The sequence below is a fragment of the Agromyces hippuratus genome (genome assembly GCF_013410355.1).
GTDB classification, from domain to species: Bacteria; Actinomycetota; Actinomycetes; order Actinomycetales; family Microbacteriaceae; genus Agromyces; species Agromyces hippuratus.
On record NZ_JACCFI010000001.1, the window covers coordinates 943,383 to 958,233 of the forward strand.

The 14,851-nt window shown below is 70.2% G+C and carries 15 protein-coding genes; 2 read left to right on the forward strand and 13 right to left on the reverse strand.

From position 1 onward, the window contains the following. The first annotated feature begins 45 nt into the window (after nucleotides 1–45). Nucleotides 46–732, forward strand: coding sequence for a hypothetical protein (locus BJY17_RS04555; RefSeq protein ID WP_179550316.1), 687 nt, complete (start codon nucleotides 46–48; stop codon nucleotides 730–732). Here BJY17_RS04555 and BJY17_RS04560 read toward each other — a convergent pair. The 4 genes from BJY17_RS04560 to BJY17_RS04575 form a co-directional block, all read right to left on the reverse strand. Next, nucleotides 713–1,222 (reverse strand): DoxX family membrane protein, encoded by a 510-nt coding sequence (locus BJY17_RS04560; RefSeq protein WP_179550317.1) that lies wholly within the window; start codon nucleotides 1,220–1,222, stop codon nucleotides 713–715. The genes BJY17_RS04555 and BJY17_RS04560 overlap by 20 nt on opposite strands. Nucleotides 1,223–1,445: 223 nt before the next feature. Beyond that, a complete protein-coding gene (gene nusB, locus BJY17_RS04565) occupies nucleotides 1,446–1,859 on the reverse strand; it encodes a transcription antitermination factor NusB (protein ID WP_074258922.1) in 414 nt (137 codons plus the stop codon). Further along, nucleotides 1,859–2,422, reverse strand: coding sequence for an elongation factor P (efp, locus tag BJY17_RS04570; protein ID WP_056009305.1), 564 nt, complete (start codon nucleotides 2,420–2,422; stop codon nucleotides 1,859–1,861). Before efp ends, nusB begins: the two co-directional genes overlap by 1 nt. Nucleotides 2,423–2,550: 128 nt before the next feature. Next, nucleotides 2,551–2,988 (reverse strand): type II 3-dehydroquinate dehydratase, encoded by a 438-nt coding sequence (locus tag BJY17_RS04575; protein WP_179550318.1) that lies wholly within the window; start codon nucleotides 2,986–2,988, stop codon nucleotides 2,551–2,553. 145 nt (nucleotides 2,989–3,133) lie between these two features. Between BJY17_RS04575 and BJY17_RS04580 the strand changes: the two genes are divergently transcribed. Further along, a complete protein-coding gene (locus tag BJY17_RS04580; protein ID WP_179550319.1) occupies nucleotides 3,134–5,389 on the forward strand; it encodes an esterase-like activity of phytase family protein in 2,256 nt (751 codons plus the stop codon). A 65-nt stretch (nucleotides 5,390–5,454) separates the two neighbouring features. On the opposite strand, the gene aroB is transcribed toward BJY17_RS04580, so the two are convergent. From aroB to rpsD, 9 genes are all read right to left on the reverse strand, one after another. Further along, a complete protein-coding gene (gene aroB / locus BJY17_RS04585; RefSeq protein WP_179550320.1) occupies nucleotides 5,455–6,540 on the reverse strand; it encodes a 3-dehydroquinate synthase in 1,086 nt (361 codons plus the stop codon). Further along, nucleotides 6,537–7,055, reverse strand: coding sequence for a shikimate kinase (locus tag BJY17_RS04590; RefSeq protein WP_322789744.1), 519 nt, complete (start codon nucleotides 7,053–7,055; stop codon nucleotides 6,537–6,539). The genes aroB and BJY17_RS04590 overlap by 4 nt, the downstream gene beginning before the upstream one ends. After that, nucleotides 7,048–8,268, reverse strand: a complete 1,221-nt coding sequence (gene aroC, locus BJY17_RS04595; RefSeq protein ID WP_179550321.1) for a chorismate synthase — start codon at nucleotides 8,266–8,268, stop codon at nucleotides 7,048–7,050. Before aroC ends, BJY17_RS04590 begins: the two co-directional genes overlap by 8 nt. A gap of 101 nt (nucleotides 8,269–8,369) precedes the next feature. Further along, entirely contained in the window at nucleotides 8,370–9,215 is an 846-nt protein-coding gene (locus BJY17_RS04600; RefSeq protein ID WP_179550322.1) for a shikimate dehydrogenase, read from the reverse strand. After that, nucleotides 9,208–10,677: an endolytic transglycosylase MltG gene (gene mltG / locus BJY17_RS18435; RefSeq protein ID WP_322789745.1), complete on the reverse strand. Its 1,470-nt coding sequence runs from the start codon at nucleotides 10,675–10,677 to the stop codon at nucleotides 9,208–9,210. Before mltG ends, BJY17_RS04600 begins: the two co-directional genes overlap by 8 nt. Then, complete coding sequence (gene ruvX / locus BJY17_RS04610; RefSeq protein ID WP_179550323.1) at nucleotides 10,674–11,150, reverse strand: Holliday junction resolvase RuvX; 477 nt, start codon at nucleotides 11,148–11,150, stop codon at nucleotides 10,674–10,676. Before ruvX ends, mltG begins: the two co-directional genes overlap by 4 nt. A 5-nt stretch (nucleotides 11,151–11,155) precedes the next feature. Continuing rightward, complete coding sequence (gene alaS / locus BJY17_RS04615; RefSeq protein ID WP_179550324.1) at nucleotides 11,156–13,813, reverse strand: alanine--tRNA ligase; 2,658 nt, start codon at nucleotides 13,811–13,813, stop codon at nucleotides 11,156–11,158. 54 nt (nucleotides 13,814–13,867) lie between these two features. Further along, nucleotides 13,868–14,071 carry a hypothetical protein gene (locus BJY17_RS04620; protein WP_179550325.1) on the reverse strand — a complete coding sequence of 68 codons (204 nt, stop codon included), beginning with the start codon at nucleotides 14,069–14,071 and terminating at the stop codon, nucleotides 13,868–13,870. A 147-nt stretch (nucleotides 14,072–14,218) separates the two neighbouring features. Continuing rightward, nucleotides 14,219–14,842 (reverse strand): 30S ribosomal protein S4, encoded by a 624-nt coding sequence (gene rpsD / locus BJY17_RS04625; RefSeq protein WP_074258913.1) that lies wholly within the window; start codon nucleotides 14,840–14,842, stop codon nucleotides 14,219–14,221. Nucleotides 14,843–14,851: the final 9 nt, after the last annotated feature.

Here is a 14,851-nt window from a genome sequence, read left to right on the forward strand (position 1 = left end):
GTGGGGGGCTGCCGCGGGCGATCGCGTCGCGGATAGCGTTCCTCCATGCGCACGCGCCCGACCCGCCCGCGGGCGGTCACTGCGGCGCTCGCAGCGGCCGTCTGGGCGTTCTTCCTGCTCCCCCCGCAGCAGGCGGTCTGGTCGGGCGTGTACATCCCACCCTGGCTCGGCGCGCTCGACGGACTGCCCGTGTACGACGCCATCAGATGGTGGCTGCACGGGGCCGGGCTGCACGACTTCTACCTCGTGTTCGGGGCCGCGGCATCCGTCTCGTTCGTGCTCGTCTGGTTGGCGACCGGGCCGACGCTCGCCGCGCTCGGGTGGAGCGGACGGGTGCTCGGCTGGCTCGTCCTCACCGGCGGTGTCATCACCCTGCTGTCGTATCTGAACCACCCGGCCGACGCCCCGCTGCATACGATCTGGGGCGGCGAACTGTTCGTGCTCGCGGCGATCGGCGTGTGGGCGGTCGTCGCGGCGGCCGTCGCCCCGCGCGGCGTCGGCATCCCGGCGTGGGAACGCTGGCTCCTCGGCGCGACGCTCCCGATCCTCGTCGGTGCGACCGCGCTGCTGACGTACTGGCCGCATGGCAGCCTCGTCGGGTTCGCGCTCGAGGCCGCCGTGCTCGCCGCGTGGGCACCGCGGGCCACTGCAGCGAACGACCCCCTGCCGCGAACGGAGGGGGTCGTCGCCGAAGCGGGCCGAGCACACGGCGTCACCGGATCGGACGTGTGAATGCCTTCGCCGCGATCACCATGGCCGCAGCCACGAGCACGACGTCCTTCAGGATGTACTGCGCGGTCAGGGTGGGCCCCGCCGCAGTGAAGAGCTCACCGGCGAAGAAGACGAGCGGTGAGAACACGCCCACGAAGGTCACCGCCAGCGCGAGCAGACCGACCCTGAGCAGCACGCCCGTCACGAGCGTGACGCCGACGAACACCTCGAGCGCCGCAGTCAGCGCGAGCGCCGCGTAGCCGTCGACCACACCGAACGACAGCACGTTCCAGGTGCGGGTCACGAGTGCCTCGACCGGGCTCATGCCGGGGAAGAACTTCAACACGCCGAAGCCGAGGAAGACGAGGCCGAGCGAGATGCGGAGCGCGGGGACTCCTGCGCGAGCGAGGAAGCGCTGCACGACCGCCTGGGCGGCGTTCGCGCGGTCGAGGATCGAGTCGAGTCCGGATCCGGTCGCGACGCGACCGGTGCCGATGGTGGTGCTGGACATGGTGCTCCTTCCGAGAGCAACGTGGGAGATGCCGGCCGGATTCGGCGGCACACTCATCACACCGCCGCAGCGGTCGCCCGTCGTCGGGAGTGCCGCTGAACCGCGCTCGGTGCCACCACGGAACGCGCTCTCAGGGACATGCCCGCCCGACCCCCCGAGTGCGGGACAGGCCGGGGCCGTCGGGTGCGCGCGAATCGAGCGCACGCGGGAAGGAGCTCGAGACTCAGGCCTTCGAGTGCGAGATCGCCGCGAGCAGGCCGTTCACGAAGCCGGCAGAGTCGTCGGTCGAGAGCACCGTGGCCGCCTCGACGGCCTCGGAGATCGCGACGGGGTCGGGCACGGCGTCGTTGTGGATGATCTCCCATACGCCGATGCGCAGGATCGCACGGTCGACCGCGGGCATGCGCTCGAGGGTCCAGCCGTGGGAGTGCGTCTCGATGAGCTCGTCGATCTCGGCCCGATTGTCGACGATGCCGTCGACGATCTCGCGCGCGTAGAGCCACGAGGCGGCACGCTCGGGCTCGCTCGCCGCCTTCTCCGCCTCGACGACGAGCATCTGCTCGACCGGCACCTGACGCATGTCGGCCGAGTACAACAGGTCGAGCGCGCGCTTGCGCGCCTTGGTACGTGCGCTCACTAGTCGTTCACGCGGCCGAGGTAGTCGCCCGTGCGGGTGTCGACCTTGACCTTCGTGCCGGTCTCGAGGAACAGCGGCACCTGGATCTCGTAGCCGGTCTCGACGGTCGCGGGCTTCGTGCCGCCGGTGGAGCGGTCGCCCTGCAGGCCCGGCTCCGTGTAGGTGATCTCGAGCACGACCGAGGCGGGCAGCTCGACGTAGAGCGGGTTGCCGTTGTTCAGCGCCACGGTCACCGACTGGTTCTCGAGCATGAAGTTGGCGGCGTCGCCGACGACGGTGCCGGGCACCGTGAGCTGGTCGAAGTCGGTCTGGTCCATGAACACGAAGCCGTCGCCGTCGCTGTACAGGTAGGTGAAGTCACGGCGGTCGACGTTCTCGATCTCGATCTTCGCGCCGGCGTTGTAGGTGCGGTCGACGGTCTTGCCCGACACGACGTTCTTCAGCTTGGTGCGCACGAACGCACCACCCTTGCCGGGCTTGACGTGCTGGAACTCGATGACGCTCCAGAGCTGACCGTCGATGGAGAGGACGACGCCGTTCTTGATGTCAGCGGTGCTTGCCATGCGTATGTGTTCCGTTCAGTTGCGAAGAGGCTCGGCCGGAATCGGCCGCAGAAGTTCAGTCGGTCGAGTTTAGTCGCTCGGTCGGAACTGCGCCAATGCACTCGGATGCCGCGGCGCGGGCGCCGTGCTCAGCTGTTCCTGACGACCCACTCGACGGCCATGCGGTACGAGTCGCTGCCGAAACCCGCGATCACCCCCGTGGCGACACCCGAGATCACGCTCGTGTGCCGGAAGGTCTCACGCGTGTGCGGGTTCGAGAGGTGCACCTCGACGAGCGGCACCCCGGCCTGCTTCAACTGGGCGGCCGCGTCGCGCAGCGCATAGCTGTAGTGGGTGAAGGCGGCCGGATTGAGCACGACCGGCAGCCTGCGGTCGACGGCCTCGTGGATCCAGCCGATGAGCTCGGCCTCGTCGTCGCTCTGGCGCAGGTCGATCTCGACGTCGGCCGGAACCGCGCCTGCGAGCGAGTCGCGGATATCTGCGAGGCTCTCGCTGCCGTAGACCTCGGGTTCGCGGGTGCCGAGCCGGCCGAGGTTCGGGCCGTTGAGGATGAGGATCGTCGTCACGCCGCAAGCCTATCCACCGGCGAGCAGGGTGACGGCGAGTTGCGCCCCGCCCGGCGCGCGACCCCACCCCGTGTTCACCGGTTGGTCGGCAACGGGATCGCCGGTGGACATGTCCACGTGCGGTCGGCCCGATTGGGTTGCGTGCATGGCACATCGCATCTCACGCGCACGGACGCGCTTCCTCGCCCTGGCCGCGGCGGCCGCCACTGCGGCCGTCATCCTCATCCCCTCCCCCGCGAACGCTGCCGGCGACGGCGAGCCGAACGGGCCATCCATGAAGAAGACGGACCCCGTCCTGGTCGCTCGGGCGACGCTGTCGGCCGACCACCTCGAAGCGGGTCCGGCCAGCGGCGCAGCGCTCACCACGCCGGTGAACGGGCGCACCGGACCCTTCGCCGGCCAGGTCGTCCCCGGGTTCTCGGCGATGATCGACAACGGCGACGGCACGTTCTGGGCCCAGCCCGACAACGGCTTCGGCGCGAAGGGCAACTCGGCGGACTTCCTGCTCCGGAACTACGTGGTCCGTCCGGACTGGCAGACCGCGGAGGGCGGCAGCGGCGAGATCCGGGTCGAGCGGTTCGTCTCCTACAACGACGCGAACCACGTGCTCGACTTCCCGATCACGAACGAGGCCACACCCGAGCGCCTGCTCACCGGCGCCGACTTCGACATCGAATCGGTGGTCCGGGCGAAGGACGGCAGCTTCTGGGTCGGCGAGGAGTTCGGCCCGTTCCTGCTCCATTTCGCCGCCGACGGAACCCTGCTCGAGAAGCCGCACCCGATGCCCGGCGGCGCCAAGTCGCCGCAGAACCCCTACCTGCAGGCCGGCGAGACGCCCCTCGTGCGTGCGAGCCGCGGATTCGAGGCCCTCGCGTCCTCGGTCAACGGACGCTACCTCTACCCGATCGTCGAGGGATCCTACGCGGACGACCTCGATCCGCGTCGCCGCGAGATCCTCGAGTTCGACACGAAGTCGGGCGCGTACACGGGACGCACCTGGAACTACCAGACCGACCAGGACGCGAACGTCGTCGGCGATGCGTTCGCCGTCCGCAACGGAGTGCTGCTCCTCGTCGAACGCGACGACTTCGAAGGCGAACAGGCCGTGACGAAGCGCATCTACGAGGTGGACCTCACGCGCACGGACCCCGAGGGCAAGGTCGAGAAGACCCTCGTGCTCGATGCGCTCCGCATCGCGAACCCCGGGCTGCTCGGCGACGGCGACGGCTACGGCACGGGCGACCCGTTCTCGCTGCCCGTGCAGTCGTTCGAGACCGTCGTGCAACTGAAGGGCGGCGACCTCCTGATCGCCAACGACAACAACTACCCGGGCAACGACGCGCGCGTCGGCGGCACCCCCGACGACACCGAGATCGACGTCATCGACCTCGATCGCACCCGGGTGCAGCCGTCCGACGTCACCGTCGTGGCGCATCGCGGCGCGAGCGGCTACCGCCCCGAACACACCCTCGCCGCCTACGAGGCCGCGATCATCGAGTGCGCCGACTTCATCGAGCCCGATGTGGTCTCGACGAAGGACGGCGTGCTCGTCGCCCGCCACGAGAACGAGATCAGCGGCACGACTGATGTCGCGTCCCGCCCGGTCTTCGCCGACCGCAAGACCACGAAGCTCATCGACGGCGTCTCCGTCACGGGCTGGTTCACCGAGGACTTCACGCTCGCCGAGCTCAAGACGCTGCGTGCGGTCGAGCGGCTCCCGCAGCTCCGCCCGGCGAACACCGCGTTCAACGGCCTCTACCAGGTGCCGACCCTCGACGAGGTGCTCGACCTCGCCCGGCACTCGGTGAGCTGCGACGGCCTGCCGGTGGGCGTCTACCCCGAGACGAAGCACCCGAGCCACTTCGACTCGATCGGCCTCTCGCTCGAAGAGCCGCTCGTCGCCGAGCTCGCGCGCAACGGGCTCGACGAGGCCGATGCGCCCGTCATCATCCAGAGCTTCGAGGTGGGCAACCTCCAGGAGCTCGACGAGGCCACCGACGTGCGGCTCGCCCAGCTCATCAACTCGAGCGGTCGACCCTACGACTTCACGGTCGCCGGCGACGCCCGCACGTACGCCGACCTCGCGACGCCCGCGGGCCTCGCCGAGATCGCGACGTACGCCGAGGGCGTCGGCGTCGAGAAGAGCCTCGTGATCCCCCGCACGGCCGCGGGCACGCTCGGCGCGCCGACGACGCTGATCGCCGACGCGCACGCGGTCGGACTCGAGGTGCACGGCTGGACGTTCCGTCGCGAGAACGCGTTCCTCCCTGCAGAGTTCCGTTCGAGCGCCGATCCCGCCGGCATCGGCGACCTCGCCGGCGAGCTCAGCGAGTTCCTCGACGCGGGCCTCGACGGATTCTTCAGCGACAACCCCGACCTCGGCGCCGCGACCGCGGGCTGATCGGCTTCATCCGATTCGAGAGCGGGCGGATGCCTCGGGCATCCGTCCGCTCTCGTGCGCGATGGTCAGGAGGCGATCTCCTGGTAGGCCGCGAAGAGCAGCGACGGGTCGGGCGCGAGCATGACGGTCGGCTTCGCGAGGTCGTCGAGCACGATGAAGCGCAGCTGGCCGGCGCGCGACTTCTTGTCGCGCTGCATCGTGGCGAGGAGTGTGTTCCAGCGGCCCGCGGGGTACGAGGTCGGCAGGCTCAGCAGGTCGAGCACACGTTTGTGCCGGTCGGCGACCTCGTCGGGGAGCCGGCCCGAGAGACGGCCGAGCTCGGCAGCGAACGCCATGCCCACGGCGACCGCCGCACCGTGGCGCCACTGGTAGCGCTCGGCGTGTTCGACGGCGTGGCCGAGCGTGTGCCCGTAGTTGAGGATCTCGCGGAGCCCCTGCTCGGTGAAGTCCTCCGAGACGACGTCGGCCTTCATCTGGATCGCGAGCTCGACCACGCGTCGGAACTGCGGCGTCGACGGGTCGGTCGCGGCATCGGGGTCGGCCTCGATGATGTCGAGGATCTCGGGGTAGCGGATGAAGCCGGCCTTCACGATCTCGGCGAATCCCGCGAGGATCTCGTTCTTGGGCAGGGTGTCGAGGGTGTCGAGGTCGCAGATGACCGCGGCAGGTGCGTGGAACGCGCCGACGAGGTTCTTGCCCTCGTTGGTGTTGATGCCGGTCTTGCCGCCGACGGCGGCATCGACCATGCCGAGCACCGTCGTCGGCACCTGCACGACCTTCACGCCGCGCAGCCAGGTCGCGGCGACGAAGCCCGCGAGGTCGGTGATCGCTCCCCCGCCGAACCCGACGACGGCGTCGGTGCGGGTGAAGTCGGCCTGGCCGAGCACCTGCCAGCAGAACGCGGCGACCTCGATGCGCTTGCCGGCCTCGGCGTCGGGCACCTCGGCGAGCAGCACCTGGTAGCGATCGGAGAGGGCCTCCCGCAGCTCTGCGGCACGGGCGCCGAGCGTCGCAGGGTGCACGATGAGCACCTTGGTCGCCTCGGAGCCGATCGCGTCGCCGAGCTCGGCGAGCACCCCTCGGCCCACGATGACGTCGTAGCCCGATTCGCCGCCGACGCGGATGCTCGTGCGGGTCTCGTCTGGCGTCATCGTGTTCCTCCGAAGTGCCCGGTGATGTCGTCGACGATCCGCGCGACCGAGCGACGCGAGGTGTCGATGCTGAAGTCGGCAACCGACTCGTACAGGGGGCGCCGCGCCTCGAGGATGGCGTTCCAGCGCTCGATGCCGCCGTCGGCGAGCAACGGCCGGTTGCCTCCCGAGAGTCGGGGCGCCACCGCCGACGCGGACACCTGCAGCCAGACGACGGGCAGGCCCGCGAGGTCGTCGCGGGTGTCGTCGTGCAGCACCGCGCCGCCGCCGAGCGAGATCACGGCCTCTTCGCGCAGCGCCTCGTCGACGACCTCGCGTTCGACGATGCGGAAGTACTCCTCGCCCTCGCGGTCGAAGATCTCCTCGATCGGTCCGTATCGCTCGACGATGCGCTGATCGGTGTCGACGAACGGTGCGCCGACGGATGCCGCGAGCCGCTGCCCGACCCGGGACTTGCCCGCGCCCATCGGGCCGACGAGCACGATCGGCAGGGCGAGTCGCGAGGTGTCAGACACGATCTGCCGCGACATCCGCCGCAGCGCCCGCGGTGCGCAGCGTGTCGGGGATCGCCGCGAGGTAGGACTCGAGGTTGCGACGGGTCTCGTCGACCGAGTCGCCGCCGAACTTCTCGAGCACGGCGTTCGCGAGTGTGAGGGCGACCATCGCCTCGGCCACGACGCCCGCCGCTGGCACCGCGACGACGTCGGAACGCTGGTGGTGGGCCGCGGCGGCCTCGCCGGTGGCGACGTCGACCGTCGGCAGTGCATGCGGCACGGTCGCGATGGGCTTCATGCCGGCGCGAACGCGCAGCACGGTGCCGGTGGACATGCCGCCCTCGGTGCCGCCGGCACGATCGCTCGCGCGTGCGATGCGACCGCCCTCGACGTGCAGTTCATCGTGCGCGACCGAGCCGCGGCGACGGGTGGTCTCGAAGCCGTCGCCGACCTCGACGCCCTTGATCGCCTGGATGCCCATGAGGGCGGCCGCGAGCTGTGAATCGAGGCGTCGGTCCCAGTGCACGTGCGAGCCGAGTCCGGGTGGCACGCCGTAGGCGAGCACCTCGACGACGCCGCCGAGGGTGTCGCCCTCCTTGTGCGCGAGGTCGACCTCGGCGACCATCGCCGCGGACGTCTCGGGGTCGAAGCAGCGCAGCGGATCGGCGTCGAGCAGGTCGACGTCGTCGGGCGTCGGCAGCGGGCGGCCGTCGGGCACCCGCACGGGGCCGATCGCGAGCGTGTGGGCGACGAGCCGGATGCCGAGTTCGGCGAGGAACGAGCGTGCCACCGCGCCGAGCGCGACGCGGGCCGCGGTCTCACGGGCGCTCGCGCGTTCGAGCACCGGGCGTGCCTCGTCGAAGCCGTACTTCTGCATGCCGACGAGGTCGGCGTGCCCGGGCCGGGGCCGGGTGAGCGCGGCACCGCGCCCCCGACCGAGCTTGGCGGGGTCGATGGGCTCGGGGCTCATCACCTCTTGCCACTTCGGCCACTCGGTGTTGCCGATGCGCAGCGCGACGGGGCTGCCGAGGCTGACGCCGTGGCGCACACCCCCCGAGATCGCCAGTTCGTCCTGCTCGAACTTCATGCGCGCACCCCGGCCGTAGCCGAGTTTGCGGCGCGCGAGGTCGGCACGAATATCGTCGAGCGAAACGGGGATACCGGCGGGAAGACCCTCGAGGATCGCGACGAGCTCAGGGCCGTGCGACTCTCCGGCAGTGAGCCAACGGAGCATGTTCCTATCCTTTCACAGGCTCGGTGACGCAGACGTCGCATGACAGAGGCCGGCCGTCGCGACGACGCGGCACCCGCGGCGGCGATGCCCCGACGAAGCGCTCAGGCGACCGCATCGCGCATGACGGCGAGCACCGCGTCCTCGTCGTCGAGCGGCTCGTTCGGGTCGCCGTTCACGAAGATCCGAACCTGCAGCAGCGCCTGGTGCAGCAGCATCCCGAGTCCGTGCACCACTGCGCCGCCTCCCGCGAACCAGCCGGCCGCGAGCGGCGTGGGCCAGGGATCGTAGGCGACGTCGAGCAGCGCAGCGGAGGAGATGAGACCAGCGGATGCCGCGACGCCGAGGTCCGTTCCGCCGGGCACGGTGCTCACGACGAGGTCGGCACGATCGATCGTCGCGAGTTCGATGGGGCGGCCCTCGTGGACGTCGATGCCGAGACGCGACCCCAGCTCGACGAGCGGTGCCGCCGCTCCCGGTCGACGCACGAGCACCTGCACCTCACGTGCCCCGAGCTGCGATATCGCGACGAGCGCCGACGCGGCCGTGGCCCCGCCGCCGAGCAGCACGCCGTGCGACGCCTCATGCACGCCGGCCTCGCGGAGCGTCCGCACGATGCCGCCGACGTCGGTGTTGAACCCCCGGCGGGTGCCGCCGTCGAAGAGCACCGTGTTCGCGGCGCCGGTGATCGCGGCGACCTCGTCGATCGAGTCGAGGAGGGGCAGCACGTCCTGCTTCAGCGGCATCGTGAGCGAGAGCCCGCGCCACGAGGCATCCAGACCACCCAGGAACTCGCCGAGCCGGTCGCCGTCCATCTCGACGGCCGAGTACTGCCACGACAACCCGAGACGGTCGTACGCCGCGCGGTGCAGAGCTGGGCTCTTGGAGTGCGAGATCGGCGAGCCGAGCACCGCGAGCCGCGCGTGGAGCGGTCGCGGTCGCTCAGCCATACTCTGGGTGCTCGTCCATCCAGGCGAGCCACTTCTCGACGGCGGCGTCGTGCTGTTCGACGGTCTCGGAGAAGATCGTCTCTCCGGTGTCGAGGTTCCACGTCACGAAGAAGAGCCACGGCCCGTCGGCCGGGTGCAGCGCCGCGTCGATGGCGAGATCGCCCGGGTTCGAGATCGGACCGATCGGCAGGCCGGGGTGCAAATAGGTGTTGTAGAGATTCGCGGCGTTCGCCCGCTCCTCGTCGGTCGTCGTCACCAGATGGGTGTTGCCGGTGCCGTACGCCACAGTGGCATCCGACTCGAGCAGCCCGGTCTCCCACTTGGCAGGATCGAGCCGGTTCTGGAAGACACGCGACACCTTGTAGAAGTCGTCGCGGAGGCCCGCCTCGCGCTGGATGAGCGCGGCGAGCACGATCGTCCGCCAGCGGTCCTCGGGAGCGACGCCCGCGGCGTCGAGTGCTTCGAACTGCCGGTCGACGAGCGTCTGCAGCACGCCGTGCGCGTCGAGTCCGGGATCGAGCGTGTAGGTCGCCGGGAAGAGGAACCCCTCGAGGTTCTTCGCCTCTGCCGGCAGCCCGTAGTTCGCGGGCGGCTCGGCGACGGCGGCCTGCAACTCCTCGAGTGGCACGCCAGTGCCCTCGGCGATGAGCGGGAGGGCATCGACGGTCGCCGTGCCCTCGGGGATGACGAACGTGTTCTCGAGCTTGTTCGCCGGGTCCTGCAGGGCGTCGAGTGCGGCCTGCGCGCTCATCTTCTCGGCCAGCTGATACGCACCGGGGTGGAACTCGGGTTCGGGACTCTGCTCGAGCAGGAGGTCGTAGAAGGCGTCGTACGACGCCGTGACGCCGTCGTCGACGAGGTTCGTCGCGATATCCGAGCCGACGTCGCCGTCGTGGATCATGAACACCACTTCGCCGGTGCCGGCGCCCTCGAAGTCCGCGGCCGGAGTGAACCGCTCGACGACGGCATTGATCGGGCCCTGCAGGAAGAAGAACGCCACGGCACCGAGTGCGACGACGACGAGGAGGCCGATGAGGCAACCCCATGCGCCTCGGCGCTTCGGCTTCTCGGGCTCGTACGGGTCGGCGTTGACAGCTCGCCGCTCGGCGCGCGACGGCCGTGCCGGCTCGGGAGCGGCCGGTTCGGCGACGATCGAGTCGAAGAAGGGAAGCCGGGCGTCGTCCGCAGGCGGACCTGCCTCGGCGAGCACCGCCGCCGCTTCGGCTGCGGCCGCCTGACGCTGCTCCGCCTCCCTCGCCTCCCGACGGGTCATCGGCTGCCCCTCGGCGGCTGCCGGAGTCGCCGTCGCGCCGGTCGGCGTCGCGCCGGCGGCCGGCAGCGACGGCGCGGCATCCGCTTCTCTGGGTGCTCGCACCGGCGCATCGCCGGCGAGCATCGCGTGCCAGTCGGCGGTCGCGCGGTCGTGGTCGTGGTCGTCGCGCTCGGGAGGAGGCTGGGTCACAGGGGGGATGGCCCTTCGGGGATCTCGATCGTCCGGCCGGGCGGGCGGTGGAAATCCCGCTCGGCGTCGATGGCGTGTTGCAAAATGATAACGGCTGCAACCTGATCGACGATGGGACGTTGCTTGCGCGCCGACTTCCCGGTCGCGCGAAGCGCCTGTTGGGCACTCACGGTCGAGAGGCGTTCGTCGACCAGCCGCACCGGGATCCCCGTGCTCGCCAGCCGCTCCGCGAACGCTACCGCATCGTCGGTCGACGGCGTCGACGCACCCGAGAGCGAGAGCGGATTGCCGACGACGATCTCGATCACCTCATGCTCACGCGCGATCTCGAGGATGCGCGACACGTCGGCGTCGCCGTCGGAGGCACGCGCCACCGTCTCCACCGGGGTCGCGATCATGCCGCCCGGATCGCACCGCGCCACGCCGATGCGCGCCCGACCGACATCGACCCCGAGTCTCGCCCCGGTACGCACGGCGCCTACCCGCGGAGCGCCGAGCGCACCGCGTCGAGCGCGGCCGGGATGGCCGCGAGGTCGCTGCCGCCGCCCTGCGCGAGGTCGGGCTTGCCGCCGCCACCGCCGCCGAGCACGCCGGCCATCGTCTTCGCGAGAGCACCGGCGTTCGCTCCGGTATCGCGGGCGGCAGGCGAGGTCGCGACGATCGCGACCGGCTTGCCGCCGACTTCGGCGGTCAGTGCCACGACGGATGCCGCGTCGCCGAGCTGTGCTCGCACGGAGGTCGCGAGCGCCCGGAGTTCGTCACCGGTGCCGAGCGAGCCGACCGTCTCGGCGACGAGCAGCACGTCGCCCGTGCGCACGGCCTTGGCTGCAAGCGCGGGCACGCGATCGTTGAGGGCACGAGCCTCGAACTGCTGGATGCGCTTCTCGGCGGCCTTGAGGCTCGTCACGAGTTCGCCGACACGGTCGACGAGCTGGTCGGGACGCGTCTTCAGCGTCGCCGTCAGCTCGGAGACGAGCGCACGCTCCGACGCGAATCGACGGAAGGCGTCGAGGCCGACGAGCGACTCCACGCGGCGGTTGGACGCGCCGACCGAGGACTCCCCCACGATGTTGATCATGCCGACCTCGGCGCTCGTCGACACGTGCGTGCCGGCGCAGAGTTCGCGCGACCAGGGGCCGCCGATGTCGACGACGCGCACGACATCGCCGTACTTCTCGCCGAAGAGGGCCATGGCGCCGAGGGACTTCGCCTCGTCGAGCGGCATCTCGCGGGTGACGACCTCGAGGTTGTCGCGGATCGCGGCGTTGGAGATCTCCTCGATCTCGCTGCGGGTCTCGGCCGAGAGCGCCGAGTTCCAGCCGTAGTCGAGTCGCAGGTAGCCGGCCTTGTTGAACGAGCCGGACTGATGGGCGTTCGGGCCGAGCACCTGGCGGAGCGCAGCGTGCACGAGGTGCGTGCCCGAGTGCGCCTGCGTGGCGCCGCGACGGTACTGCTCGTCGACGAGGGTGGTCGCCGGCACGCCGACGCCGACCTCGCCCGAGGTCACCTTCACGGTGTGGCTGATGAGGCCCTTGATGGGCTTCTGCACGTCGAGCACTTCGAGGTCGAAGCCGTCGCCGACGATGCGGCCCTGATCGGGCGCCTGACCACCGGACTCCGCGTACAGCGAGGTCTCGGCGAGGATCACCTCAGCGGTCTGACCGGCGGTCGCGAACGGCACCGGGCGGCCGTCGACGAGCAGGCCGAGCACGTTCGAGGCCGTCGTCAGCTCGGAGTAGCCCGTGAAGATGGTCTCGCCCTTGGCGCGGAACTCGGCGTACACCGAGAGGTCGGCGAGCACCTTCTTCTTCGACTTCGCATCGGCCTTCGCACGCGAGCGCTGCTCGGTCATGAGCGTGTCGAACGCGGCGCGGTCGACGGCGAGACCCGCCTCGTCGGCCATCTCGAGCGTGAGCTCGATCGGGAAGCCGTAGGTGTCGTGCAGGAGGAACGCCGTGTCGCCGGCGAGCTGGCCACGACCGGACTCCTTGGTCTTGGAGACCGCGAGGTCGAGGATCGACGTGCCGGCCGTGAGCGTGCGGAGGAAGGTCTCCTCCTCGCCGAGGGCGAGCTGCTCGATGTGCGCGTAGTCCTTCGCGACCTCGGGGTAGGCGCTCTTCATCGCGTCTCGAGACGCGGCGAAGAGCTCGCGGAACGTCGGGCCCTCGACACCGAGGAGCCGCATGGCACGGATGCTGCGGCGCAGGAGCCGGCGCAGGATGTACCCGCGCCCCTCGTTCGACGGACTCACGCCGTCGCTCATCAGCATGAGGGCCGAGCGCACGTGGTCGGCGATGACGCGCATGCGCACGTCGTCGTCGTGGTTCGCGCCGTAGCGACGGCCAGAGATCTCGGCGGCGCGATCGAGCACCGGGCGCACCTGGTCGATCTCGTACATGTTGTCGACGCCCTGCTTGATGAACGCCACGCGCTCGAGACCCATGCCGGTGTCGATGTTCTTCTTCGGCAGCTCCTTCACGATGCGGAAGTCGGTCTTCGACTTCACGTCGTCGATGAGGTACTGCATGAACACGAGGTTCCAGATCTCGACGTACCGGTCGTCGTCGGTGGCCGGGCCGCCGTCGATGCCGTACTCGGGGCCCCGATCGAAGAAGATCTCGGAGCAGGGGCCCGCCGGGCCGGGCTGACCGGTGTGCCAGTAGTTCGTGTCCTTGCCGAGGCGCTGGATGCGCTCGTCGGGCAGGTCGGCGACCTTCTTCCAGAGCTCGATCGCCTCATCGTCGTCTTCGTAGACGGTGACCCAGAGGTCGTTGCGGTCGAACCCGTAGCCGCCGTCGGCCTCGGGCGTCGTCAGCAGCTCCCACGCCATCGAGATGGCGCCCTCCTTGAAGTAGTCGCCGAACGAGAAGTTGCCGCTCATCTGGAAGAACGTTCCGTGGCGCGGGGTCTTGCCGACCTCTTCGATGTCGTTCGTGCGGATGCACTTCTGCACACTCGTCGCGCGCGGGTACGGCGCGGGGACGAGACCCGTGAGGTACGGCACGAACGGCACCATGCCGGCGACCGTGAAGAGCAGGGTGGGGTCATCGGAGACGAGCGACGCCGAGGGGACGACGGTGTGTCCGCGCTCGGCGAAGAAGTCCAGCCAACGCTGGCGGATGTCGGCAGTCTGCATGGTTCCGTTCTCAGTCGTTGCCCGGGCGTCCGGGCATCACATCGTGGTCGCGACTCAGAGAGCCGCGGGAGTCTCGCCCTGCTCGGCTCGGAGCTCGGCGTCGCGGGCGTGGTAGCCCTCGGCGATCGCGTGGCCGAAGGCGCGGGCCTTCGCGTCGACCGCGGAGAAGAAGTCTCGCCCCTGCTTGGTCTGGTTGACCTGGTGCGCGACCGCGAATCCGGCCGCGACGCCGACGGTGAACCACAGAATGCTCTTCACGAGGTGCTCCTGCTCCTGATCGATGTGTCGCCGACGCGGTGCGCGCGGCACGCCTCGCATCAGTCTAGTGGCCGCACCGCAGGCGGTCGCCGGGTACGACACAGGGGCCGCGGGAAACCCCGCGACCCCTGTCTCGACTGCTCTGCGTCAGCGAGCTGCGTAGTACTCGACGACCAGCTGCACGTCACAGGTCACGGGGACCTCGGCGCGCTTCGGGCGACGGACGAGCTTCACCTGGAGCTTGTCGAGCTCGACCTCGAGGTACGCGGGGAGCTTGGGGAGCACGTCGACGTGACCGCCGGCAGCGGCGACCTGGAACGGCTCGGTGCCCTCGCTGCGTGCCTTGACGTGCACGAGCTGGCCCGGCTTCACGCGGAACGAGGGGCGGTCGACGAGCTGGCCGTCGACGAGGATGTGGCGGTGCACCACGAACTGGCGCGCCTGCGAGATGGTGCGGGCGAAGCCGGCACGCAGCACGATGGCGTCGAGACGCATCTCGAGCAGCTCGACCAGGTTCTCACCGGTCAGGCCGTCGGTGCGGCGCGCCTCGTTGAAGGCGATGCGCAGCTGCTTCTCGCGGATGCCGTACTGGGCGCGCAGGCGCTGCTTCTCGCGCAGACGAACGGCGTAGTCGCTGTCCTGCTTGCGCTTGGTGCGGCCGTGCTCACCGGGAGCGTACGGGCGCTTCTCCATGTAGCGGGCGGCCTTCGGGGTGAGGGCGACGCCGAGCGCACGGGAGAGGCGGGTCTTGCTACGTGACTGGTTCGACACGAATGTCCT

Bases quoted from the DNA above. Each gene is read 5' to 3' on its own strand.
- BJY17_RS04560 (WP_179550317.1), bottom strand. From the start codon at position 1,222: ATGTCCAGCACCACCATCGGCACCGGTCGCGTCGCGACCGGATCCGGA.
- alaS (WP_179550324.1), bottom strand. From the start codon at position 13,813: ATGCAGACTGCCGACATCCGCCAGCGTTGGCTGGACTTCTTCGCCGAG.
- efp (WP_056009305.1), bottom strand. From the start codon at position 2,422: ATGGCAAGCACCGCTGACATCAAGAACGGCGTCGTCCTCTCCATCGAC.
- BJY17_RS04580 (WP_179550319.1), top strand. From the start codon at position 3,134: ATGGCACATCGCATCTCACGCGCACGGACGCGCTTCCTCGCCCTGGCC.
- aroC (WP_179550321.1), bottom strand. From the start codon at position 8,268: ATGCTCCGTTGGCTCACTGCCGGAGAGTCGCACGGCCCTGAGCTCGTC.
- aroB (WP_179550320.1), bottom strand. From the start codon at position 6,540: ATGACGCCAGACGAGACCCGCACGAGCATCCGCGTCGGCGGCGAATCG.
- BJY17_RS04600 (WP_179550322.1), bottom strand. From the start codon at position 9,215: ATGGCTGAGCGACCGCGACCGCTCCACGCGCGGCTCGCGGTGCTCGGC.
- BJY17_RS04555 (WP_179550316.1), top strand. From the start codon at position 46: ATGCGCACGCGCCCGACCCGCCCGCGGGCGGTCACTGCGGCGCTCGCA.